The sequence below is a fragment of the Aliamphritea spongicola genome (assembly GCF_017051665.1).
Lineage (GTDB): Bacteria > Pseudomonadota > Gammaproteobacteria > Pseudomonadales > Balneatricaceae > Amphritea > Amphritea spongicola.
In genome coordinates, this window is record NZ_JAFIDL010000005.1 from 148,986 (window position 1) to 174,258 (window position 25,273).

Below are 25,273 nucleotides of genomic sequence, written 5' to 3' on the forward strand. Positions count from 1 at the left end.
GCAGGCTGAATGTCTGATCCGGGTTTCCCCGGCTGTAACGATAACCTGGTTGGTATTTATCTACGCAAACTGCGTGCTTCAAATTACATAATAACTGCTATTAATCCAGTTGGCAGTATTATTTTCAGCGCCGATTTTAAGGTGAATACCTTGTGTTTCAGGGTGTTGTCGCCGTTTTTAATCCGGGGTTAGCGTTTAATACAGCGCAGGATGACAAATTTCTTATTACTGGCCAACGTGGTGCAGTTACCGAACAGTCGCTTCAGTTTTACGTGATAACCTAAATGCCGGTTACCGATCACCAGCAGTTCACCACCGGTCTTCAGGGTACGCTTGGCGTCTTTAAACATCTGTACAGCGATAAAGTCGCCAATGGTGTTTTGCTGATGAAAGGGCGGGTTATTGAGGATCAGATCAGCACAGTTGTCAGCAATGCCGGTCAGGCAGTCGGTAACCTGAAAGTTTGTCGTACGGTCAGGGTGGTTTTGGGCAAAATTCTGTTCAGCAGATGCCACTGCCATAAAGGATTCATCCACCATGGTAAAGGTAGCATTCGGGTGAGTTCCGGCCGCTGCTATACCCAGTAAACCGTTACCGCAGCCCAGGTCGATGATGTGTTTTGGCTCATCACTTGCGGGCATGTTTTCCAGAAAGAAGCGGGTACCGATATCCAGTTTGTCGCGGGCGAACACGCTGGCGTGATTAACGATATCCAGACGGTGCTCAGGCAGGGGCAATGCTTTAGGAAACGGATTCGCTGCCGGAGATAGCGACAGATCCGGCTGGCAGTGGATCAGGCGGGCCTTTTTCTTTGCCAGTGACGTATGGGTGGGGCCGATAATTTTCCCGAACAGATCCAGTGTGGAAGTATGGATGGCTTTGACCATACCTGCAGCCAGCACCCGGGTATTTTCACTCAGTAACGGACGGATCCGGTGTAACTGATCTTCCAGCTGGGCCAGACTTTTGGTGATCTTCAGTATTACCAGATCGGCAGGTGCCCCGGTAGTTGGCAAAAAATCAGCCGGTGACTGCAGGCAATCGATCAGGTGTAGTGGGGCTTCCTCAGGCCGGTTACTTTGCAGGTTTTGCCGGATGGCCTGATGGGAAACGAAAGAGTCGCTCATGACCACCGGTTGCATCGGGGCCAGGGCAGTGGCCAACGCACCGCAGCTGTCATTGATGATCAGTACGTTTTGAAATACTTCACCGCTGGCCTGCGCTTCGGCGATAAACTGCAAAATATATTCGTCCGCTGCGTCCCACGCACGCAGGGTATCTTTGGCCCGAAGGGGATAACGGTTAAGGGTGAAGGTGCCCTGCGGAGCATTCAGCTGGTTCATGAATTAAGCCTGTTTAACGGTTGCAGCGTAAAAAAGTACGGACGGGATACAGCGCTGATATCAGCGGCTGGCAATCAGATATACGCCAGCGCCCATCATAATGCTGCCGGCACTGCGGTTTAGGTTTTGCTGAGCCCGGTCGGATTTAAGTTTTGCACTGGCCCAGTGTGCACTGTGAGCGATAAGCATCAACCCGGCCATGAGGGCAACTAAGGTCAGCACCGATGCCAGTGCGATATCGGTAACCTGTAAGCTTTGCAGATCCATAAAGGTGGGCAGAAACGCAATATAAAACAGAATAACTTTAGGATTTGAGGCTGAAATCAGAAAGCCCTGCAGAAAGTCGCCACTGCGGTTCCTGTGACCCTCTGTGCTGTCAGCGTCACTTATCGGGCTGGTAAAGAGTTTATAGCCCAGATACAGCAGATACCCTGCACCGACCCAGCGGATCACCGTAAAGACTTCCCCCCAGTGCTCAGCAATGGTGGCCAGGCCCATACAGGCAAGAATCAGGTAGCAGATATCGCTGATTGTCATTCCCAGCGCCAGCAGGAAACAGGCGCGGCCACCCTGAACCATTGCCTTGGCCAGAATGGCGAAAATGCCGGGGCCCGGCGTAATGCCAAAAATAAAAATGGCAATAAAGAAGCTGATGGCGCTTTCGATGGTCATGGCAGGGATTCACTGGTTTGGGTAATAATTTTGCTGCTATTCTACGCCGTCACTATATGCTTGCCTATACTGGAATTGAGAACTGTATTACTGCCTGTTAACCGGTGTCAGAAAAGGCCACCGGTCTGAACATGCAGACACAGTTTCACCGGAGGTGCAGTAAGGTTGTCCCGGTTATCAGAAACTGATATCAACAGCCAGTGAGCAGGACGGCAAGAAAGAGGCACACAGTGCCCGCGCAAGGACCACGATATACCGATTTTTGAGGGGGCAGGTCCATGCTGATCCGGACTTTTATCACACTGCTACTGGGCAGCATTCTGTTTATTGGCGGCCCGGCAGCGGCCAATACACTTCCAGACTTTTCATCGGCTCCGGCGACCAACAACGGCAAACCCTGGCGTATTGGCTATCTGGAGGGCGGGGAATACATTTACTACCGGAAGATCTTTACCGCGACCATCAGAGCCATGATGCAAAGGGGCTGGCTGGAGGCTAAGCCGTTACCGGAAACCTCCGGGGAACAAACCGCCGATCTGTGGCACTGGCTCAGTGAAGAAGCCAGCGGCCGTTATATTCATTTTGTGCCGGATGCCCATTACAGCGCCGGTTGGGATGATGACCGGCGCAAAAGCGTACAACAGGCAGTATTGTCCCGTCTCAATGAACAGCAGGACATTGATCTGATGATTGCCGCCGGTACCTGGGCCGGACAGGATCTGGCCAATGACCATCACGCGACCAATACGCTTATTATTTCAACCAGTAATCCGCTCTCTGCCGGCATTGTCAAAAGCGCTGATGATTCCGGGTTTGATCACGTGCATGCCAGGGTCGATCCGGACCGGTATTTACGCCAGTTGCGGGTGTTTCACGATCTGGTCGGGTTCCGGCGTTTAGGTATCGCACTGGAAGACAGTGACGCCGGGCGCAGCTATGCTGGCTGGAGTGAAGCGCAGCGACTGGCAAAGCGCCGCGGTTTTACACTGGTTCCCTGTTATACCCTGAGTGATATCAGTGATACTCGGCAGGCCGAAGCCAGTGTGATTGACTGTTTTAAAACCCTGGTGAAAAACACGGATGCGATTTATGTCACGACCCAGGGAGGGATTACCGATAACAGTTTGCCCCGGCTGATATCCATCGTGAATCAGCATAAAATCCCGACGTTTTCCCAGAACGGCGGCAGGGAAGTGCGTCAGGGAATCCTGATGAGCATTTCTCAGGCCGGTCACCGGGCGGTGGGGGATTTCCATGCCATGACCATGGGGAAAATCTTTAACGGTGCCAAACCTAACCAGTTACCCCAACTGTTTGTTGAACCGGTAAGAATGGCGGTGAACCTCAAGAGCGCTGAGCTGGTGGGCTATCAGCCGCCACTGTTATTATTAGGCGCATCTGATGAAATTTACCGCACGATTCCCTGAGCCAGTCACGGCTGCGATGCCGTTATAACCGGTAGCGGTAAAGGGCAGGGAAAGTTATTAACAGAGTAATAGATGGCTAAGCCGAACAAAAAACTGCCGGAAAAGTCGGTGGATATTTATTGTGCCAAGTGCAGGGCACCTTTATTCCGGTACCGTAAAGGCGGTAAAGGGGCACTGGTAAAGTGCTTTGTGGAGCGGATTGTTGCTGACTATACCGAGGTGGCCTGTCAGTGCCCTGGCTGTGGCATCAGCTTTGCCCGGGAAACCCTGATTCGTGGTGTGCCGGCGTATAAAATTATCGGCGGTAAGGTGACTCATAAGTAACCTTACCGCCAGTTCTCGTCAGCTGATCAGGTTTTAAACCGACCGACCAGGGTGTTCAGATCAGTGGAAATCTCATTCATTTTGTCTGATGTCTGGCGGGAGTCTTCAGCGATTCCCTGAGCCCGGCTGGCCTCATCATTCAGATCATGAATGTTCTTATTAATTTCCTCAGTGACCAGGTTCTGTTCTTCGGCAGCAGAGGCAATCTGTGTGGCCAGATCACGGATACTGTCAACCGACTGCTCAATGGCCTCGAAGACCGATTTAGTTTGCTGAGTGGTTTCTACCGTTTGCTTCGAACCTTCCAGGCTGCTGGACAGCTTCTCAGAGACCACCTGGGTCCGCTGTGTCAGGCTGGTGATCAGGGTGTCGATCTCTTCGGTAGACTCTGAAGTGCGCTGTGCAAGTGTGCGGACTTCATCGGCAACCACCGCGAAACCACGGCCGCTTTCACCGGCACGGGCCGCCTCAATCGCGGCGTTCAGGGCCAGCAGGTTAGTCTGGCCGGCAATGCCGCGGATGGTTTCCAGAATGCTGGTAATGTTGCGGGATTCATCCGCCAGCTCAGCCATCGCCTGGTTCGAATCGACGATAATCGCTTCCAGCTCATTCACCAGAGAGGAGGTATTCACGATCAGCTTACGGCCTTCTTCCACCTGCTGCTGGCTGTTGTTTGCAGCATCAGCCGTCAGGGTACAGTGCTGAGCCACTTCATTGGAGGCGGTAACCATTTCATAGAAGGCGGTGGAAACCCCCTCAATGGAGCGGGACTGCTGAGTAGCGACCTGGCTGACCTCGGTGGAAACTTCGTTGGCTTCCTGAGCAAAGCTGCCTACCTGATTTGCATTGGATTTAATTTCACTGATCAGGGTATTGATGGTGCCGATAAAGCTGTTAAAGGCTTCGGCCATTTGGGCGGATTCGTTTTTACCCTTAATATCCAGCCGGCGAGTCAGGTCACCCTCACCATTGGCGATTTCCTGCAGTCCTGTAGTGATCACATGCATCGGTTTGGTGATCCGGTTGGCAAACCAGGCAGCAAACGCAATAAAGATACCGACTAACACCAGGCTCATCAGCAGAATCAGACCGGCCAGTTCATCGATAACAGCGAACACTTCACCGGCAGGTACCAGGCCAACAAACTTCCAGCCCAGAGTCGGGGAAACGTATACGGTGGCAAACCAGTTCTGGCCATCGATTTCCACTTCGGAAATACCTTCAGCAGCAATCTGGCGGGTAAAGGCATCCCCCAGTTCGCTGACTGGCTTGAAGTTGTTATCCGGGTTGGAAGGGTCCGCCAGAATAGTGCCGGTATCTTCAATCATCATGACATAGCCGGACTGGCCAAACTTAACCTGTTTGATCATCTCGGTCAGTTTGTCCAGGGTTACATCCACCCCGACGACACCGGTCAGACCGCTTTCTGTTTTGAATTTCACCAGATAATCCACCAGTGGTGCACCGGTGTTGATATCTTTATAGGCCGGCGCGCGGATAATCCGGCCGTTGGCCGCTTCTCCGGATGCATACCACGGACGTTTACGCGGGTCGTAATTCTGGCCGTTTTTACCGCTTGGCCACTGGATGTAGGCGCCGTCGCTCAGGCCCAGAAATACGTAAGTCAGATCAGGGCGGGCCTGGCCGAAGGTGTCGAACAGGCGGAATACCGCTGCTTCTTTCTCACCGTTTTGAAGCGGTGTCATCTGAGCAGGGGCTTTGTCCACGTACTTGGCAGCACTGCCGTCCAGCTGGCTCAGTTCAGGCTTTTTGGCCAGGTAAGCAACATCTTCGGCTAAACCGTTCAGGTAAAGGCTGAAAGCATTATCCACCTGGCGTATTTCGCTCAGGCTGGCTTGCTCAAAGTTACCGACGGCACTTTTTCTGAATTCAAATATGGCAAGTGAGGTGATACAGGCGACCGGAATCACGATACTTATAAGTAGGGCTAAAATGAACTGACTGCGAATTGGCATCAGACTACTCCTGAGCAGACATCTAATTATTATGCGGCATTGTGAAATGCATTTTCCGAAGAGGCATCCAAAGGCTCGCCGGTCTGTTTTAGATTTTTTAATGACACGTATTAGACTTTGGTTTGGGCACTTTATGCTGATGAGATAAGCAGGAGCAAGGGTGCGGCGGGGATTACTTTGTCACTTTGGGTAGTGATGTCGCAATTGAATTCATTGCTGGCGCAACCGGAGAAAGATGGCCTCAGGTTGCGCTCTGGCTAAGCATTTTTTTACTGAGTTTTCGGGCCATCGATGTGCCGACCAGCGGGTGAGGGGTAGGCGCAACGGCCAGTACGATATCCACCATCGGCAGGGTTGGCAGGTCTGAGCGGGTGCAGGGTTCCAGCCCGGCATCAATGGTTGAAGATGCCAGTGCACCAATTCCGATACCGCGGCGCAGCAGGCTTTTGATTGCCGTGGCGCTGCTGGACGCGCAGAGTACCTGAAAGCGCTGCCCCTGTTTTTCCAGGCCGTCTACCGCGCTGGAGTGAAATTTACAGTCCGCTTCATACAGGACCAGTGGCAATACTGCCTGGTGCTGTAATTCCGGAAAGCCGGCATGCACCCAGACGCCGTGATCGTGACGCAGCAGGTAACCTTCTTCCTTATCCGGTGCCCTGGTCAGAATGGCCAGATCCAGTTTGCCCTGATCCAGCGCCTGTCGCAGGCCACTGCTGTTGTCGCACAGGAGGCGAATTGGCAGGTGTGGATATTCTTCCAGCAGCATGGTGACCAGATCCGGAAAAATCTCCTGGGCATAATCATCCGGGCAGCCGATGCGTAATGGCTGCATGCCGGCGGTCAGAGAAAATTCCCCCAATGCTTCATCGTGCAGGGCCAGAATCCGCCGGGCATAGCTCACCAGTTTCCGGCCATCATCTGTCAGGCTGAGATTGCGACCTTCTTTGGTAAACAGGCAACGCCCGGTTTCTTCCTCGAGCTTTTTCATCTGCATGCTGACCGCACCCTGGGTGCGGAAGATTTGCTTTGCCGCCCGGGTAAAACTGCCGGTATCAACAAAAGCGATGAAACTGCGCAAAGCATCAATGTCCATAAGGTATTCATTAGCAATCAGAATGGGAGGCATCAAAACTATTCGCTGGTGGCCGTAAATGCAAGAGGCCAGAATAGCCGGGTAAAAGATGTGCTGGCCGGACAGCTGATAAGACCGGTCTGGCGAACGTGTAACCGGCACAGGAAGGGAGAGGAACCCCATGAAAATTTATGGCGATGCTCAGTCAGGTAACTGTTACAAAGCTTTGCTGACCGCAGCATTACTGGAGCTTGAGTATGAATGGGTCGCTGTGGATATTCTGCAGGGCCAGACCCATACCCCTGAGTTTCTGAAGAAGAATCCTAATGGCAAGATTCCGTTACTGGAGCTGGACGATGGCCGCTATCTTTCTGAGTCCAATGCCATTCTGAGTTATCTGACAGAAGGGACGGCACTGTGGCGGGAAGACCGTTTTGCCCGGGGCAGAATTATGCAGTGGATGTTTTTTGAACAGTACAGTCATGAACCCTACATTGCCGTTGCCCGGTTCATTGCCCGTTATCTGGGGCTGCCGGAGAGCCGCCGTGCAGAATATGAAGCCAAGCAGGCCGGCGGTCACCGGGCACTGCAGGTGATGGAACAGCAGCTGCAGGAAAGCCCCTTTCTGGTGGATCACCAGCTGTCAGCAGCGGATATTGCGTTGTATGCGTATACCCATGTGGCGGATGAGGGCGGCTTTGATTTGTCCGGGTATCCGGCAATTCAGGCATGGATAGGGCGCATTCAGACGCAACAGAATTATTTGTCTATGGCATAAATGCGCAATGCGCACATGATACAAGAGGACGTATTTTGGAATTAATCATCGGCAACAAGAATTATTCATCCTGGTCTTTACGGCCGTGGCTGATGTTGAAGGCCTGCAACATAGAGTTCGATGAACGCCGTCTGGCGCTGCGAACCCCGGAATTTGCAGAGCAGATCAAAGCTGTTTCACCGACGGCTAAGGTACCCGCGCTGATTGATGGTGACGTAAAAGTCTGGGACTCGCTGGCGATCTGTGAATATCTCAACGATACCTGCCTGAACGGCGAAGCCTGGCCCTCTGACCCGGCTAAACGGGCACAGGCCCGGGCGATCAGCTGTGAAATGCATTCCGGCTTTATGGCTTTGCGTGAAGAATTGCCAATGAACTGCCGGGCGCGGCGTTTTGTTGACCTCTCTACCGAAGCGTTGAAAGACGTCTGGCGTATCGACCTGATGTGGCAGGAGCTACGTTATGAACATCAGGAAATTGGTCCCTGGTTGTTTGGTGAGCTGAGCATTGCTGACTTCATGTACGCACCGGTTGCGCTGCGGTTCAATACTTATGGTCCGGCGATCAGCCCGTTGAGTAAAGCCTATGTTGAGACCGTGATGGCGCATCCGGCCATTATGGAGTGGGTGGCGGCGTCTGCTGAGGAAGAAGAAGTATTGGAAGATGCTGAAGTTGGCCAGGCATTTGATGGCTGAACAGCCGGTATGAAATAAAAAAGCACCGCTATGCGGTGCTTTTTTGTGTGTAAGGTTTAGCTTATTTCATTCTCGACATGTAATGGGACAGAACTTCCATCTTGTCCGCATCGTTATCACTGAAGTGAATGTTGACGTCAATGAAGCTGGAGTTCATATCCGGCTCCAGTGCAGAAATAGCACGGACAAAACCGTTGATCCGGGCCACGCCTTTACCGTTTTGCTGTTCAATATCCACAACCGCCTGTTCAAAAATGGCCGGGAGCTTACCTTCATGTTTGATCGCGACTTTGGCGAACTGAAGGGTCAGTTCCTTGATGGCACATTTATGGGTGGTGCCGCCAAAGCGTAACTGCGCCATCCCTTTAGGCTTGGGCGCGGCTTTTTTCGCTGCCGGTGAATCAACGGATGCCAGTAACTGTGCAGCCCGCTGACGGGCGGCTGGGCTGGTTTCCCCGCCTTTTGCCAGCCAGAGTTTTACTTTGTCCACCAGTTGCTGTGGCTCAAAAGGTTTTCCGATGTAGTCGTTAACCCCTGAGCTGACGGCCTTGAGCACGTATTCCCGTTCACCCCGGCTGGTGATCATCAGAAAAGGCACGGTCTGATAGCTGGGTTGCTGGCGGGTCCACTGTAACAGTTCAAGGCCGGACATCCCTGGCATTTCCCAGTCACACAGGACAATATCGAAGGTTTCTTTGGCGAGTAGCTGTTTGCCGGCTTCACCGTTTTCGGCGGATTTTACCTGGGAGTCCGGGAATGCATCCCGCAGAATCTTGGTGACAAGGTCGCGAATAAAACGGGCGTCGTCGACAATGATTGCTTTTAGTCCAGCCATTAATGTACTTCACTCTGGTTGATGTATACCGGGTCGTGCGGATGACGTATTACTGAAGTAAAATCTGATTGAGCGAAGCATATCATGCGTTTACAACAGCTTTAAGCAGTCATTACCCGAAACGCGTACTTCTTCACCGGGATGATTAAACAACGGTTATTGAATCTTTTTTCTGGCCGTGTTCTGGCCTGATAAGGGTCAGGTCTGCCTGTTGATAAACTGGATGAGTGCGGTCGCTGACATCGGTCTGGCGTAATAATATCCCTGAACCATGTCGTAGCCTGCCTGACGCAGTATCTCAACCTGTGGTGCTGATTCAGCGCCTTCTGCAAGGGTTGAGAATCCCAGTGCCTTGGCCATGTCCGTCACCATGCTGATGATTACCTGATCTTTCGGATCGGTCTCCAGTTCTTTAATAAAGGCCCGGTCTACTTTCAGCTTATCCACCGGTAACAGCTTGAGGTATTGCAGGGATGAATAACCGGTACCAAAGTCATCAATGGCAATGGTGAACCCCAGCGACCTGAGTTGTTGCAGAAGTTCAATGCACAGGTCAGGGTCGTCAAATAACAGGGACTCAGTGATCTCCAGTTCGATCTGTTCCGGAGGCACCTGAAACCGTTCAGTTGCAGCAACCAGCTTATCGACAAAATTATGCTGTAGTAGTTGCTTCGGGGAAATGTTGATGCTGACCGTGTCAAAATGAATGCCCTGTTCGCGCCACAGGGTAATTTGCTGCAGTGTGGCGCGAATAACAAAGTCCCCCAGACTGATAATCAGGTTTGAAGCTTCAGAAATAGGAATGAACTCAGCGGGGGATACTTGCCTGCCTAACTCGCCTGAATACCAGCGCAGCAGAACTTCAACGCCTTTAAAGGCTTCCTGGTTAAGGTCGTACTGGGGTTGGAATGCCAGCTCAAACTCATGGTTGCGCAGGCCGTTATGAATGGCGCTGAAGATACGCAGGTCTTCACTGAGCTGCTGATCGACGTCGGGGCTGTAGACTGCAATATTCCCGCTGCTGGCGTTTTTTTTAGCGTTCCCCATCACTGAAAACGCCCGGTCAATCAGTTGTTCAATATGGGTACCGTGCTGTGGGAAGAAACTGACACCCTGACGGAACGTACAGGTGATCTGCTGATCTTTGACGGTGTAATAGTGGGTCAGAGTTTCCTGCAGCTGCTGCAGCTTAAACAGCTGATCACGTTGCTCCATATGGCCGTGATTCGGCAGAAAAGCAATGAAGCGGTTTTCAGAAAACATGCCCAGCTGAATATCCGGCGGTAAGGTTTGCAGGATCCGGGATTTGATTTCGTTTTGCAGCTGCGCGATGGCAGGGCCGGATAACGCGGCGGTCAGCAGGTTGAAGTTGTTAACGTTAATGATCAGCAGCATGCCGGGAATATTGGCGTCGATATACTGATGACTGATGTGATCCTTGAAGGTACGTTTATTGGCCAGTCCGGTATTGGCGTCCTGTTCCAGAAGGTTCAGCAGGGGGGAAAACACATGGCGGTTCGAAATGAACAGCAGGGTCAGCGTCATCAGGAAAATACCCACAAATGCACTGAGCAGATTAAGGGTCGATCTGAGCAGTTGTTTATTGAGAATGCTCTTCTGCTGGGCCAGCACCAGTTGCCAGCCGGCCACGCCGATTGATGAAACCGTATATACGTAATTTTCCGTTTCCAGGATCTGTGAATTGCCGGCTTGCTGCAGGTCAGGGCTGAGGGATTCCTGAGCGTCTTTGCTGCTGGCCGGAAGGTTTTCCCCCAGCAGGGTTTGCTGGCTTAAGCCTTCCATCTGTTCATTTTTGTGAATCAGAATTTTACCCTGGTGGTTGGTAATGAAAACTTCGCCATTGAAGTCTAGTCGGGTGTCCATGACGGTATTCTTGACGAACTCCATAGGTACATCACCCAGTACCATGCCGATAAAGTGACCATCACGGAGTAAAGGTGCGGTCACAGCCAGATAGCGGTGAGGATCGGCATCGACGCTCAGATAGGGTTCCGGGATGGTGGGGCGCATGGCCTGCTTACTGCTGATATACCAGGGGCGCAGACGGGGATTGTAGCCCTGGGGGATTTCCCAGTCGTTGATCCACATATAGCCGTCGCTTTCCAGGCTGTAGCTGATGTAGTCGAACCGGCCGGTGGCCGTACTCTGGCTGAGGTAATCCTGGAGGGCAGGATTGTCGTACAGCCCCAGAGGATGTTCGGCAATAACATCGGCATAGTGGCTGACGATGGCGAGGTTTTCACTGAGCCAGTGGGTCAGTTTTTCGGTGGTGGCGCGGGCTTTGACCAAATGCTCATTTTGCAGTGCCTGACGCTGTGCACTGCTGATATGTAAATAAGCAACCAGTGCTGATGCGAGCAGGCCCAGAACCAGCAGGCTCAGAATACTGCACAGCAGCTTATTTTTATTATTCAGTTTCATACCTGACTACTTTTCAACGCCGGGTCCCTGGGGAGCATATTTAGCCGACCGATTCTATCTGAATGTCCGGTAGTCCGGAGAGGAAAGGAGGGTTTTCTTAATCTGGATCAATAAATTGTTCAGATTCAGTTAATCTTTAGTGCGCGTTGCCAGTAAAAAGTCTCGTTTTGCCGGTCAGCTTGGGTAACAGATTGCTGGCGGGTACCGGAAATTCACGATACTCTGCGACACGCGTCTATAAACAGGTGTTTTATTCGCCGGCGCAGGTTTATAAGTGATTGCAGGGAAAGCATTTTATGTCTGTGGGAGTATTACAGACCTGAGACACCCGAAGGTAGTAAATGCTATACGAACTTAAACGTTCGCTGATGATCCGGCTTATTTTACTTATGGCAGTTATCATCAGCGGCTGTGTCATTTATTTTGTTGAAAGTTACCGCTACCAGCAAAAACATATGTTGCTGGAGAAGCTTTCAACCAGCTATGTCAGCCTGATTGAAGCGAATATCAGCCAGGCATTGTCAGCGACGTACCCGGCTGCGGCCATGGTTCGTATGCAGAATGGCAGTACCCAGGGGTTTGAGAAGCTGGCTGTAGAAATGTTGCCGTTCTATTCCGGTGCATCGGCGCTGGAACTGGCCCCGGCAGGGGTCATCCGTCAGGTTATTCCTGAGTCGGGAAATGAGGCCGTTATCGGGTATGACCTGTTACAGGATCAGAGCAAAAATAAACCTGCATTTCTGGCCCGGGCCACCGGCCAGCTTACCCTTGAGGGCCCTATCGAGCTGAAGCAGGGCGGGGTGGGGGCTATCGGCCGTTTACCTGTCTATTTGTCTGATCAGCAGGGCAAAAACATTTTCTGGGGATTCTCCTCTGTTTTAATCCGTTTTCCGGAAATTCTGGATCAGGCATCGCTTTTCCGGCTGGAATCCGGCGGGTTTGCGTACCAGTTATCCCGGCTCGATGCGCTCAGTGGCAAAGAAGAACTGATTGCCGGTTCTGATGCGCCGCTGATAGACGACTTTGAAAGCTATGACATCCGGGTGCCAAATGGTTTGTGGATGTTCCGCGTGTCTCCGGAAAAAGGCTATCGGGATAATTTTCTGCTAACACTGGAAATCATGATTGCGGTGATTTTTTGCGGTTTTATTACTCTGATTTCAGTGCTGATCAGCCGGTTAAAAAACAACCATGCCATGCTGGAAGTAACCGTTGATGAGCGTACCCGCACCCTGAATGACAGCCTCAAACGTCTGAATCTTGCAATGGGAGCATCCCATCAGGCCTGGTTTGATATTGATGTGGCCAGTGGCGATGTATTAGTAAGTGATGAGTACGCCCGGATGCTGGGTTACGACCCGCAGACGTTTAAGCTCACGGTACCGGTATGGGAAGCGGCACTGCATCCGGAGGATAAAGAGCGGATACTGGCAGAGTTCGACCGTCTGATGAATCATGGGGAAGCCTGTGAAACGGAATTTCGTATTCAGACCGCAGCTGGAGGCTGGATGTGGCAGCAGGGCATTGGCGAAGCGGTTGAATGGATTGATGGGCGGCCTTCGCGGGTTATCGGAATCAATACAGATATAACCCGGCAGAAGAAAATTGAAGCTCTGGATATGACCCGGAACCGGGTATTGGAACTGCTGCTGGAAGGTTCCTCGCTGGAAGCTATTCTCGAAGCCATTATTGAAACCATCGAAATGCAGAGCCCCGGAAGCCTGGGCAGTGTGTTGCTGCTGGATGAAAAGACCAACCGGTTGTATACCGGTGCGGGGCCGAACCTGCCAGCTTTTTATAATGATGCCATTGATGGTGTTGAAATCGGTGAAATGGTGGGCAGCTGTGGCCGTGCGGCGTATACCGGGGAGCGGGTGATTGTCTCCGATATTGATAATCATCCTAACTGGGCGCCATTCCTGGAGCTGACTGATAAAGCCAATCTCAGGGCATGCTGGTCTGAGCCTGTGCTGGGTGCTAACAACAAGGTGCTGGCGACATTTGCGATTTATCACAACCAGCCCCATGCCCCGGAAGATGAAGATATCAAGCTCATCGAGTTTGCTGCTCAACTGGTGGCCATTGCCATTGAGCGGCATAAAACCGATGAAAAGCTGCAGCTTTCGGCCCGTATTTTTAATGAAACCCATGAGTCGATCATGGTGACCGATATTCAGGGATCGATTGTTGAAGTCAACGGCCGTTTCTCTGAACTCACCGGGTACAGCGCCGATGAAGTGATTGGCCAGAAACCGGGGCTGCTCAGCTCCGGCCGTCATCCCCGCAGTTTTTATGATGATCTGTGGATGCACTTGCGTAACGACGGTCACTGGCAGGGGGAAATCTGGAACCGCCATAAGGATGGCTATATCTATGCCATTCTGATGAAGATCTCTGCGATGCGTAACAGTCGCGGAGAAGTGATCAACTATGTGGGGCTGGCGTCTGACATTACCCAGCATAAAGAGCAGGAAAATAAGCTGCGGCTGATGGCCCACTATGATGAGCTGACTCGGTTGCCTAACCGAACCCTGTTTGCGGACCGTTTCAGGCAGGCCATTGCCCACAGTAAACGACACAGTAAACAGCTGGCGATCTGCTTCCTGGATCTGGATGATTTCAAACCGGTAAATGACCAGTATGGCCATGAAGTGGGTGATCAGTTAATCATTGAGGTGGCCAAACGAATTAATACCACCCTGCGGGAAGAGGATACTGTGTCCCGGCAGGGGGGCGATGAGTTCGCTATGCTGCTGGGGGATATCGAGTCACTGGAACATTGTGAATCAATCCTGCAGCGGATTATCGGCCTGCTGTCCCATCCGTATATGATCGATGGCCACGTGATCAGTATCAGTGCTTCCATCGGCGTGACGCTCTACCCGGACGACCATGCGGATCTGGATACCCTGATGCGCCATGCTGACCAGTCCATGTATCAGGCTAAACTGGCGGGGCGTAACCGTTACCACTTCTTTAATACTGAAAAAGATCAGCAACTTATTCAGCAAAATCAGTTGCTGGATGAAATCGCTACCAGTCTGGATATGCGCCACTTCTGCCTGTATTACCAGCCAAAAGTGAACATGCGTACCGGCAAAGTATTTGGCGTAGAAGCACTGATCCGCTGGCAGCATCCGGAAAAAGGCTTGTTATCGCCTTTCTACTTCTTGCCGGCGGTGGAAGGTTCCGAACTGGAAATACAGATCGGTGACTGGGTTATCAGTGAAGCACTGCAACAACTCAGTGACTGGATAAAAATGGGGCTCGCACTGGAAGTGAGCATTAATATCTCTTCCAACCACCTGCGTTCCGGCCGTTTTCTGGAAAACTTTGCCACCCAGCTGGCCCGTTACGCCAATATTGATACCGGTTCTTTGCAGCTGGAGGTGCTGGAAAGCAGTGCGTTGGGGGATCTGGATGTGATCAGTGACATTATCCGCAACTGTCAGAATACCCTTGGGGTGAAAATAGCCCTGGATGATTTTGGCACCGGATATTCCTCACTGGCGCACCTGCGCAGCTTATCCGCCAGTACCATTAAAATTGACCAGAGCTTTGTCCGGGATATGCTGGTGGATCCGAACGATTACGCCATTATCGACGGTGTTCTGGGGCTGGCAGATTCCTTTAACCGTGATGTCATTGCTGAAGGTGTGGAAACCACGGAGCATGGCCTGATGTTACTGAGCATGGGCTGTAATGAGGCTCAGGGTTACGGCATTGCCCGGCCAATGCCGGCCAGTGAAATTCCCCGCTGGCTGGAAGACTATTCGCCGAATGCCCAGTGGCGGCGTTTCTCGCAAATCGTGCGCAGCGATGAAGACAATAAGATTCAGTTACTGCGGCTGACCACTAAGCACTGGTATCAGAATTTTGAGGCGAAAATACTGGCACCGCGGATGCAAGATGACCCCTGGGCCATCATGGAAACGGATAACTGTCATTTCCGTGCCTGGATTACCCGGGCCCGTCAGGAACAGGTGTTTGATCCGGTCTGGCTGGAGCGTCTGGCAGAAGCTCAGACCGAGTTTCAGGCGCTGGCTGTCCGGCTGGTAACCATGCACAGCCGGGGGGATGAAGAACAGGCCCGCGATGAACTGACACAGCTGAACATTGTGTTTAATGAACTGGCAGAGGTGCTGGCCCGTTATAAACCTTACCGGGTTAACTGAAGGCGGCCCGGCAGTTGTGTCGTGCTGCAAAGCGGGTAATTAAGGTACCATAACAGCTCAAACGGATTATCTGCTGGCAACTCCTATGGATCACTTAAACCTTAATTTACTTAAGGCGTTACAGGTATTACTGCAAACCCGGAATGTTACCCGGGCTGCGGATCAGCTGCACCTGACCCAGTCGGCCATGAGCCGGCAGCTGGGCCAGTTACGGGAATATTTTGATGACCCGTTGCTGATCCGTGACGGGAATGAATACCTGTTAAGCACCCGGGCGAAACAACTGCTGCCCCGGGTGCAGGATATTCTTGGCCAGATCGGTGAACTGAAGCAGACGCCGGTATTTGATCCGGCGGCCTGTCAGCGGCGTTTCAGTTTTGCCTGCAGCGATTATGTCGCCCAGTTCATCTTTCCGGATATTCTTCAGCAACTGGCGCTTGAAGCCCCGCAAATCGATATTGCTTACAGGATGTGGCAACCGGACTGGCTCAACAAGGTCGGGCAACTGGCGTTGGATCTGGTGTCCACTGTCAGCCTGGACAGTGCCGACAGCCTCTGCAATCTCCACATGGGGCAGGACTCACCGGTCTGCCTGCTGGCTGAAGACCATCCGCTGACCCGGCAGGAGGCATTTGAATTGGATGAAATGCTGGCGTATCCGTTCCTGCAGTTAAGCAGCGGGGGGGATAAAGACTCTTTCTTTGACCGCTTGCTGACACGCCAGGGTAAACAGCGCCGGGTTCGCTACGAGGTGCCATTCTTTGCGGCAGCTTTTCCGGCACTGGCGGGCAGCGATATGCTGCTGATCACACCGGCACATATTGCCCGTAATGCGGCAGAACTTTATCCGCTGACGTTCCGTGAATTGCCGGTTGCTGCGCCGGCATTTAATTACTACCTCTACTGGCATGAGCTGCATGATGCTGATCCGGCACACCGCTGGCTGCGGGAATGCATAGCGGGTCAGATCAAGGCGTCCCTTTATTCGCCGCATGAGTATGATTTGAAATCATAGCGATTCATAAGAAAAATGCATTTCTCGCATAGTCTGTAAGCCACTACACTGCCTGCATTGAGAATTCAGTCAGGTAGGGTGCAATGAGTTTATTAACCTGGTTATCGCTGGTGGCGGTATGTTGTCTGGGGGCTATGTCGCCGGGGCCAAGTCTGGCTGTGGTGCTGCGCCATGCGCTAAGTAACAGTACCCGCCATGCGGTGGTTGCGGCCCTGAGCCATGCAATCGGTGTGGCGATGTGGGCCATGCTGACCATTTGGGGGCTGGCTGTACTGGTGGTGGAAACTCCGCAGATTTTCCAGGTGATTACCTATGTTGGCGCGGCTTATCTGGCCTGGCTGGGGATTAAGGCGTTGCGTTCCAAAGGTGGTCAGCTTGCACTTGAAGGCCAGCAGGTACCGGTATCTGCAGCCGCCTGGGACGGGCTGATGGTATCAGTGCTGAACCCTAAACTGGCGGTATTTTTCATTGCACTGTTTTCACAGTTTGTGTCGGCGGATCTGCTGCTGGCCGACAAACTGATCATGATGTCTACCGTGACCGTGATTGATTCCGGCTGGTACATTCTTCTGACTGTATTGCTGGCGCGTACGGGTCTGCTGACCAAAATGCAGAAAGGCGCAGCAACGGTAGATAAAGTCAGTGGGGTGGTCTTACTGGGGCTGGCGCTGAAGATTGCGATTTAAGTGTTATCCGGTGAGATAACAGACAGGTTTAAGCCTTTTGCAGGGGCTTAAAGCCGGGCTGCTCAGGCAGTCCGGCTTTTTTTTGCGTGACGGCTTTATCAGAACTCGTAACGGGCGTTGACCAGTACGGTACGGCGCTCGCCGTAGTAGCAGGCACTGTCGCCGCTGCAGGAAGAGATGAATTCTTTATCTGCCAGGTTACGCACGTTCAGAGACAGCTGCCAGTCGGCAATGTCATAACTGGCCAGTGCATCATACAGTGTCACAGAAGGTGTACGCAGGGTGCCCAGACCGTTGTCGCTGGAGCCGATATAGCGGCTGCCCAGGCCTACTTCCAGCGCTTCGTTAATGCGGTATTTACCGAATACGGACGCCATATCTTTTGGCCGGCCTGCCAGTTCATTGTTCAGGAACTTGCCGGTGCTGTCTTTGGTAACTTCGGTTTTGGCATGGGTGTAGTTGGCCAGCAGGCTGAAACGATCCCAGTCTTTACGCAGTTCTGCTTCGAAGCCTTTGATTGTGACTTCTTCCAGCTGAATACGGCTGCCCAGCAATGGGTTATCCGGATCACGCTCCAGACGGTTTTCTTCCGTGGTGTGGTAGATGGCCGTATGCAGTGACAGGCTGCTGTCCGGTTGGAATTTGATACCGGCTTCATACTGGATATTTTCCTGTGCCTTAAACGGATTGTTGTTACTGTCGCTGCCGGTTGTCGGCTCGAAGGCGGTTGCAACACTGACGTATGGAGACACGCCGTTGTCAAAGTTATACAGCGCACCTAAGCGGCCGGATACCTTGCTGTCAGACGTTCTGGTACCGTTATCAAACTTGCTGGAGTAATGGGTCCAGCGCAAACCTGCATTCAAATCCCACTGATTAATGCGGATGCTGTCCTGAATATAGATACCTTCCTGCTTCAGGGTATTGGTTGGCCGCTTAGTGAGGTTTACATTGCTAGGCAGGCTTGGGTTCGGATTGAACGGGTCAACCTGCAAGGTAGCCAGTGTGGCTGTGTCATTGGTCTGGATCGCGGTCAGCAGTTCAGTCTGATTATTCCAGCGGGATTCTTCCAGTTTGTTACGGCTCAGATCGACACCAAGAATAAGTTCGTGTTCTGCTGCACCGGTGGTGAAGTTCGTGGTGAACTGGTGATCCCAGACAGTCGAGCTCAGTTTGCGGTGGATGGCTTCTGACAACATTGGCACATTGTTGCCCGGGAACTGCGCGTTAATCAGCGCGGTTGCGAACGCGTTTGTCTGACCCTGTGCGACCAGGGCATCAATGATTCCTTGCTTGGAAATTGCATACTGGCTGTTGTACTCACCTTCACCTTTCAGATGACGGAAGTTGGTGCTGTATTTCCAGGTGTCGTTTATTTTTTGATTGTATTTCAGGGTGATGGAGTCTGTTTCGGTATCGTATTTATCGAAATCAGGATGTCCCAGGAAGGTGTCGGTCGGTAAGCGCTGGCTTTCCGGCAGGCCTATAGTAGTTTCCTGCGGCAGGAACTGCAGGGTGGAACCTGATTTATCACGCTGAGTCAGGGCAATGACGGTCAGATCCGCATCTTCGTTGATCTGCCAGCGTAGAGACGGGTTAATCAGCAGGCGGTCATCTTCAACGTGATCTACCTGCTGGTCTGCTTTACGGCCTAATGCCACCAGGCGGTAGTTCAGGTCGTCACGGCCTGCCACGCTGCCCTGCGTATCAATGCCGACCTGAGCACGGCTGCGGTTACCGGCCTGCAACCAGATTTCTGTGCGGTCTTCACCTTCAGGTGTTTTCGAGTCTGCAGCGACAATGCCCCCCAGAGAGCCCTGGCCGTACAGAGAAGAGCCGGGACCTTTCAGTACCTGAATGTTGTCCAGCATATAGGTTTCGATACGGGCCCGGTTGTAGTGACCAAAGTCGGTACGCAGGCCATCCAGATAGTAAGAAACCCCCGCGCCACGGATGACCGCAGTATCAGCCCGGCTGTCGACGCCAAATTCACTTGCAAAGACGCCCGCGTTATAGGTCAGGGCGTCCTGCAGCGTTTGGGCACCGGTATCCTGCAGCTGAGTCTGATTGATGACGGAAATTGAGTACGGCGAATCACTGACAGGCCGGGAAGACTTGTTAGCACTGGCCGAACCGGTTTCAGCGTAGCCCAGAGCCTTGGCGTTGATGACGACAGTATCTTGCGAGACCGTGTCCGGTGTATCGGCTGCCAGTGCCGTATTTGCGCTGCAGATTGCCAGCGCCAGCACAGAATAGTTCAGGCGGGAATTCATAGAACTGTGTTCCTTATTCTTAAAATCGGGGTGGAATACCTGGAAAAAAGAGTAAAGGCGGTGCCTGGCGTTAGCTGGGGAGGGCCTGGGGTAGATTCTGGTTATTAAAATTCAGTTCGCTGCAAAGTTGTCCGGACCAACATCGAATACATGGCCGGGTCCGGCATCAATGAGCAGGAAATACTTTTGTTTCGGGGCAATAAAGTTAAATTCCCCTTTTGAATTGCTGCTGGTTTTACTGAGCCGGTAAAGATCCAGGCTCATCACTTCAATGGACAGATTTGCAGGGCTGATTTCGTCCAGTTCAAGTGTGCAGCTGTGGTGGCTGTCTTCTGCTTCGCAACTGACATCAGCACCATGTGCAAAGCTGTATGCCGGCAGGGTTGCCGTCAGCAGTGTCGCGGCGGTGAATAACAGCCGGCTAACGGTTTTAGCGTCCATCGATTGTCTCCTTGCCGTTGGCGTTCAGTGACCATTGTGTCTGATATACCTGATCGTTCCAGCCGATGGCTGTGAGCCAGATTTTTTCATTGCCGGTCAGGGTACGGGGCAGGTGAATATCCGCATGCCGTGATCCTTTGGGTCCGTGAATCAGGATACCCGGGGCACGGAGTGTCCGGGGTTCGCCGACCCGCAAATAGGCGAACTTGAACGCTTCAGCAGCGCCGTCCGGCAGCTCTACGTTGAAATTAACGGTGGCATCAGGCCGGATCGGGTTGAGATCTTTTTCCAGCAGGCCGGCCACCGCATTCATTGATACTTCCCAGTTCCCCACCGGCTGGGGCTGGTACAGGAAGCCTGCACCTTTCGTACCCTGGCTACTGAGGGTAAGGGCAATGCCACAACCGGCACCGATCCCCAGAATTAAAAGCACGTTCATGTATTTGAACAGGCCGAAAGGCCGTCCCCACGGGCGGATAATCCGCCAGGATTTATGCAGCCGGCGAATGATCTTATTGCGGGAATAAACAATCCGGGCAGCACGGGCGGTACGCTTCAGGTTGATAATCAGTCCGCTGATGCAGAGCACGGTCATGCCCATGCCAAATACAAACCAGATCAGTTTTACCGGCAAGTCGGCCGGGTTACCGGACGCCCAGTTCCCCAGATGTAACGGCGACATCGCCATATCAGCCCGTTGTGCCGCCGTGTATTTATCCACCGTATGGCTGGCAATAATCTCTGCTGTAAAAGGATTCAGGTAGAGTTTGTTCTGGCGGCCATCCGGTACCAGCCAGGCATCTCCGGCGAAGGTCACTGTGTAAGGATCAGCATTATGTTCCGGCGGGTTAATGCCCAGAATCAGGGCGTCCGGATAGGCTTTTCTGACGGTTGTGATCATGCTGGATGCGCTGAGCATGGTGCCGGAGATGTTATCCATATCATCATAGCTGAGCAGCGGTTTGATGTTTGCAGATTCCACCGGGTAGGGTGCCCCCAGATGGCTGACCAGCGGGTTTTTGTAGAACCACCAGGTACCGGTCACACCGATGATCAGTACAAACCACAGGCTCCACAGGCCGATCAGTTTGTGCAGGTCAGACCAGAAGACCCGGGCATTGCCGGTGCGGGGCATACGGAAAAAGAAGCGCCAGAATTTAGGATAGGCATACAGGCCGGCAATCAGTGACACCAGGGTGAGTACTCCGAAGACATTCACAACACTGCGGCCAATGACCGGCAGATAGAGTGTGGAATGTAAAAAACCGATAAAGCGTCCGGGAGTCAGTACCGGGGTGTCGCCATTAACTTCACCGGTATAGGGATCGATCCAGGCATAACGGAAACCACCGGCCGCATCGTTAAACATGGCAAAGGAAGCAAATCCCGGATGCTGGTTCATGGTTTCAAAAAAGCTCAGGCCGAATTCCGGATAGGCGGCCTGCAGGCGGTCCAGCAGTTCCCCGGCACCCAGACGAACTTCGCCGGAGGATGCCCGGAATTCAGAATACAGCAGCCAGTCGATTTCCAGCGCCAGTACTGCAAGTGCACCACTGAGTAATACAACGGTAAATAACAGGCTCAGCTTGAGGCCCACAAAGCTGTGGATTAAAAATGCGGTGTACTGTACCGAGAGCGATTTTCGGGGCGCACGCAGTGTATCCGTACGGGCGCGGAAATAGTGTTGCAGGCCTTGCATACCGGAGCCATCCAATCGTCAGAAGCAAACAGGGCAGCGCCCCTTAGTTATTTTTCGAATGGCTTGCGGCACAGAATGAAAGCACTCCGGGCTGCTGGCTGGTTCGTTATAAAAGCTGTTTTCTGACACGCTTTACGTGTGGGAAAAAATACAGCGGCAGGCATGGTAAAAGAATGCAAATGTTATTGCAAACTATTCTTATTTGGTGTGGTCAAAAGTTGGTTTTGCTAACAAAAACAGAGGATTACACAGAGGTATCTGGCGGAAAGAGGCTACCTGCCCGGCGGGGGCAGGCAACTGAGTTTGGCAGCTATTGGGTTTTTTCCAGTGCCAGATACTGATCGATACCGCGGATTTTATCTTCCGGATGATGGTTCACGTACAGCACGGTGGTTTCGCTGTCTGCACAGATCTTTTCGATCAGGCTGAGTACCAGTTGACGGTTCATGTCATCCAGCCCCAGGCAGGGCTCGTCAAGAATCAGCAGCGGCGGGTGTTTTACCATTGCCCTGGCAATCAGCAGTAACCGCTGGTCGCCGTACGACAGTTTGTTAAACGGCTGATCCGCCCGGTCGGTCATACCCAGTACTGCCAGCCACTGATCGGCAATGTCCCGCTGCCGATCGGTGTACTTACTGTACAGGCCAATGCTGTCGTAGAAGCCGGAGATAATCACGTTGCGCAGGCTGATGCTGACCCGGTATTCCCATTGCAGGGCAGTGGAAACATAGCCGATAAACTGTTTGATCTGCCAGATGCTTTCACCGCTGCCGCGCTGAAAACCAAACACAAAAATGTCATTTACATAGCACTGGGGATGGTCGCCGGTAATCAGTGACAGCAGGCCGGTTTTGCCGCTGCCGTTCGGGCCGCTGAGTTGCCAGTGCTGGCCGGGGTTAATGGTCCAGTGCAGATCTTCAATGATGGCTTTATCGGCATATTTAATGTTGATGCCGTTTAGCCGAACCAGCGGGTCTTCAGGGTTCAGTGCCGGAATGGCGGTTTCCGGATCAGCGTCCGGCACCTGCAGGTCGGTGGTTTTCAGGTGCAGCAGTTTGTACAGTTCGTCGTAGGCCTGTGCATCCTGTTTATCGATGGTCAGTTGCAGACGGCCGTGGTCCATGTAGGCAATGTGGGTGATGAAGTCCGGGAATTCATCAAAGCGGTTCAGCACCATTACCATCGGGACGGTTTCGATCAGTGAACTGAGATACTCCTGCAGCATGGCCAGGGTATCCACATCCAGACCGTCAAAGGGTTCATCCAGCACCAGCAGATCCGGTTCGCTGGCAAGGGCGCGGATCAGCATGACCTTGCGGGATTCGCCGGTGGATAACTTGCGGAATGCCCGCTCCAGCAGGTACTCCAGTTTAAAGCGGGCGATCAGATCATCAATCAGTGGCTGGTTTTCTGACACCTGTCCGATAATATCCCGTACGGATGTACCCTCGGCAATAACATCCATAATATCGGCATCGTCTTTTTTCAGTTCAGCGGCAATCAGTTCCGCCTGAGCTTCAAACGACACCAGACCTACTTTTGCAGGAATCCCCTCAACGCTGCCGCTGATAATCTCGCCGGCACCGGCCAGCACCGCCGCCAGCGCTGACTTACCCGCCCCGTTCGTGCCGGTAATGACCCAGTGTTGCTGAGGGTCGATCTGCCAGTTGATCTGCTCCAGCTGAAAACGTTCGTCAAAGTCGACGCTGAGGGTGTTAAAACGGATAGTCATAATAGAGTCTTTGGCCAGTCGCAGGTTGAATACAGTAAAACGCTTTGCAAAGTGCCGCGGGGGAGGGACACTTTGCAAAAGGTTTAAGCAATAAAAAAGGCCGGTAGCTCCGTTAAGAAGCGCGCCGGCCTTCATTTGCCAGATTGTCCGGGCCAGTGGCTCAGACAATCATGGCGGTGGCGAAAATCTTAAACGATTTTCTTCATGTCAGACATGTAGCCACGCAGTTCAGCACCGATCGCTTCAACCGGGTGAGCGCGCAGAGCAGCGTTCACTTCGATCAGGCGGGCGTTGTCTACGCCGTTGTCCGCAACATCCAGGCCCTTACCGATAACATCAGTGTCGATACCCTTCATGAAGTCTTCCAGCAGTGGCAGACATGCGTGGTTGTACAGGTAGCAGCCGTATTCCGCAGTATCAGAGATAGTTGCGTTCATTTCGTACAGCTTCTTACGTGCGATAGTGTTCGCGATCAGCGGCGTTTCGTGCAGCGACTCGTAGTATGCAGAGTCAGCAATGATGCCTGCAGCAGTCATGGTTTCGAAAGCCAGCTCAACACCTGCTTTAACCATTGCAACCATCAGGATACCGTTGTCGAAGTATTCCTGTTCAGAAATCTCAACGTCGCCTGCCGGAGTCTTCTCGAAAGCAGTCTCAGCAGTTTCTGCACGCCAGCCCAGCAGCTTGGCATCGTCGTTCGCCCAGTCTTCCATCATGCCGCTGGAGAAAGCGCCAGTCATGATGTCGTCCTGGTGCTTGTTGTACAGCGGACGCATGATAGTCTTCAGTTCTTCAGACAGATCGTAAGCTTTGATTTTCGCAGGGTTAGACAGACGGTCCAGCATGTTAGTCACACCGCCGTACTTCAGAGCTTCAGTGATGGTTTCCCAGCCGTACTGGATCAGCTTGGATGCGTAACCAGCATCGATACCTTTCTCAACCATCTTGTTGAAGCACAGGATAGAACCGGTCTGCAGCATACCGCACAGGATAGTCTGCTCGCCCATCAGGTCGGACTTAACTTCAGCGATGAAAGAAGACATCAGTACGCCAGCTTTGTGACCGCCGGTACCAACAGCGTATGCCTTAGCCAGTGCCAGACCTTCGCCTTTAGGATCGTTATCTTCGTGAACAGCGATCAGGGTAGGAACACCGAAACCACGCACGTATTCGTTACGTACTTCTGAACCCGGGCACTTAGGTGCAACCATGATAACAGTCAGGTCAGGACGGATCTGCATACCTTCTTCAACGATGTTGAAACCGTGAGAGTAAGACAGGCAAGCACCTTCTTTCATCAGCGGCATAACAGCTTCAACAACAGCAGTGTGCTGCTTATCAGGTGTCAGGTTCAGAACCACGTCCGCAGTTGGGATCAGTTCTTCGTAAGTGCCAACGGTGAAACCGTTTTCAGTGGCGCTCTTCCAGGACTGACGCTTCTCTTCGATCGCAGCAGCACGCAGGGTGTAAGAAACATCGCAACCGCTGTCACGCAGGTTCATGCCCTGAGCCAGACCCTGTGCACCACAACCGATTACAACAATCTTCTTACCTTTAAGAGCGTTAACACCGTCGTCGAATTCGTTCAGGTGCATGAAGCGGCACTTAGCCAGCTGAGCCAGCTGCTCGCGCAGTGGCAGGGTGTTGAAATAGTTATTAGACATGGTCTGTATATCTCTTTAGTTAGC

Annotated in this window: 18 protein-coding genes and 1 pseudogene; 7 read left to right on the plus strand and 12 right to left on the minus strand. The window is 52.5% G+C overall.

The genetic code is table 11. The features are described from left to right. Positions 1–188: 188 nt before the first annotated feature. On the minus strand, positions 189–1,343 hold the full coding sequence (locus JYB63_RS15640) for a methyltransferase (RefSeq protein WP_205658833.1): 1,155 nt from the start codon (positions 1,341–1,343) through the stop codon (positions 189–191). Between the two features lie 60 nt (positions 1,344–1,403). Continuing rightward, the gene (locus JYB63_RS15645) at positions 1,404–2,015 is read right to left on the minus strand and encodes a LysE family translocator (RefSeq protein WP_205658834.1); all 612 of its coding nucleotides are present in this window, start codon (positions 2,013–2,015) and stop codon (positions 1,404–1,406) included. A 278-nt stretch (positions 2,016–2,293) separates the two neighbouring features. Between JYB63_RS15645 and JYB63_RS15650 the strand changes: the two genes are divergently transcribed. Continuing rightward, positions 2,294–3,442, plus strand: a complete 1,149-nt coding sequence (locus JYB63_RS15650) for an ABC transporter substrate-binding protein (protein ID WP_205658835.1) — start codon at positions 2,294–2,296, stop codon at positions 3,440–3,442. Positions 3,443–3,514: 72 nt separating this feature from the next. Continuing rightward, complete coding sequence (locus tag JYB63_RS15655; RefSeq protein ID WP_205658836.1) at positions 3,515–3,766, plus strand: hypothetical protein; 252 nt, start codon at positions 3,515–3,517, stop codon at positions 3,764–3,766. Between the two features lie 26 nt (positions 3,767–3,792). Here the strand turns inward: JYB63_RS15655 and JYB63_RS15660 are convergent, their stop codons facing one another. Both JYB63_RS15660 and JYB63_RS15665 read right to left on the minus strand, forming a co-directional pair. Further along, positions 3,793–5,742, minus strand: a complete 1,950-nt coding sequence (locus JYB63_RS15660) for a methyl-accepting chemotaxis protein (protein WP_205658837.1) — start codon at positions 5,740–5,742, stop codon at positions 3,793–3,795. Positions 5,743–5,983: 241 nt separating this feature from the next. Then, on the minus strand, positions 5,984–6,868 hold the full coding sequence (locus tag JYB63_RS15665) for a LysR family transcriptional regulator (protein ID WP_243432014.1): 885 nt from the start codon (positions 6,866–6,868) through the stop codon (positions 5,984–5,986). 127 nt (positions 6,869–6,995) lie between these two features. Here JYB63_RS15665 and JYB63_RS15670 point away from each other — a divergent pair, with 127 nt between their 5' ends. Together JYB63_RS15670 and JYB63_RS15675 are read left to right on the plus strand one after the other, a co-directional pair. Next, positions 6,996–7,592 carry a glutathione S-transferase family protein gene (locus tag JYB63_RS15670; RefSeq protein WP_205658838.1) on the plus strand — a complete coding sequence of 199 codons (597 nt, stop codon included), beginning with the start codon at positions 6,996–6,998 and terminating at the stop codon, positions 7,590–7,592. Between the two features lie 35 nt (positions 7,593–7,627). Continuing rightward, the gene (locus JYB63_RS15675; protein ID WP_205658839.1) at positions 7,628–8,287 is read left to right on the plus strand and encodes a glutathione S-transferase family protein; all 660 of its coding nucleotides are present in this window, start codon (positions 7,628–7,630) and stop codon (positions 8,285–8,287) included. Between the two features lie 61 nt (positions 8,288–8,348). On the opposite strand, the gene JYB63_RS15680 is transcribed toward JYB63_RS15675, so the two are convergent. Together JYB63_RS15680 and JYB63_RS15685 are read right to left on the minus strand one after the other, a co-directional pair. Then, complete coding sequence (locus tag JYB63_RS15680) at positions 8,349–9,122, minus strand: response regulator (protein ID WP_205658840.1); 774 nt, start codon at positions 9,120–9,122, stop codon at positions 8,349–8,351. A gap of 198 nt (positions 9,123–9,320) precedes the next feature. After that, complete coding sequence (locus JYB63_RS15685) at positions 9,321–11,564, minus strand: bifunctional diguanylate cyclase/phosphodiesterase (RefSeq protein ID WP_205658841.1); 2,244 nt, start codon at positions 11,562–11,564, stop codon at positions 9,321–9,323. Positions 11,565–11,905: 341 nt separating this feature from the next. On the opposite strand from JYB63_RS15685, the gene JYB63_RS15690 reads away from it, so the two are divergent. From JYB63_RS15690 to JYB63_RS15700, 3 genes are all read left to right on the plus strand, one after another. Further along, positions 11,906–15,739: a bifunctional diguanylate cyclase/phosphodiesterase gene (locus JYB63_RS15690; RefSeq protein ID WP_205658842.1), complete on the plus strand. Its 3,834-nt coding sequence runs from the start codon at positions 11,906–11,908 to the stop codon at positions 15,737–15,739. 85 nt (positions 15,740–15,824) lie between these two features. Then, positions 15,825–16,754, plus strand: coding sequence for a LysR family transcriptional regulator (locus JYB63_RS15695; RefSeq protein ID WP_205658843.1), 930 nt, complete (start codon positions 15,825–15,827; stop codon positions 16,752–16,754). Positions 16,755–16,837: 83 nt separating this feature from the next. Then, a complete protein-coding gene (locus tag JYB63_RS15700) occupies positions 16,838–17,440 on the plus strand; it encodes a LysE family translocator (RefSeq protein ID WP_205658844.1) in 603 nt (200 codons plus the stop codon). Between the two features lie 98 nt (positions 17,441–17,538). Here the strand turns inward: JYB63_RS15700 and JYB63_RS15705 are convergent, their stop codons facing one another. The 6 genes and pseudogenes from JYB63_RS15705 to ilvC form a co-directional block, all read right to left on the minus strand. After that, entirely contained in the window at positions 17,539–19,713 is a 2,175-nt protein-coding gene (locus tag JYB63_RS15705; RefSeq protein WP_205658845.1) for a TonB-dependent siderophore receptor, read from the minus strand. 111 nt (positions 19,714–19,824) lie between these two features. Continuing rightward, complete coding sequence (locus tag JYB63_RS15710) at positions 19,825–20,154, minus strand: hypothetical protein (RefSeq protein WP_205658846.1); 330 nt, start codon at positions 20,152–20,154, stop codon at positions 19,825–19,827. Continuing rightward, the gene (locus tag JYB63_RS23735; protein ID WP_509149410.1) at positions 20,144–20,593 is read right to left on the minus strand and encodes a PA2404 family protein; all 450 of its coding nucleotides are present in this window, start codon (positions 20,591–20,593) and stop codon (positions 20,144–20,146) included. Before JYB63_RS23735 ends, JYB63_RS15710 begins: the two co-directional genes overlap by 11 nt. Before the next feature lie 123 nt (positions 20,594–20,716). Then, a pseudogene (locus JYB63_RS15715) lies at positions 20,717–21,853 on the minus strand (PepSY-associated TM helix domain-containing protein); the annotation flags it as partial. A gap of 310 nt (positions 21,854–22,163) precedes the next feature. Next, positions 22,164–23,585, minus strand: coding sequence for a molybdate ABC transporter ATP-binding protein ModF (modF, locus tag JYB63_RS15720; RefSeq protein WP_205658848.1), 1,422 nt, complete (start codon positions 23,583–23,585; stop codon positions 22,164–22,166). 188 nt (positions 23,586–23,773) lie between these two features. Beyond that, complete coding sequence (ilvC, locus tag JYB63_RS15725; RefSeq protein WP_205658849.1) at positions 23,774–25,249, minus strand: ketol-acid reductoisomerase; 1,476 nt, start codon at positions 25,247–25,249, stop codon at positions 23,774–23,776. Positions 25,250–25,273 lie beyond the last annotated feature (24 nt).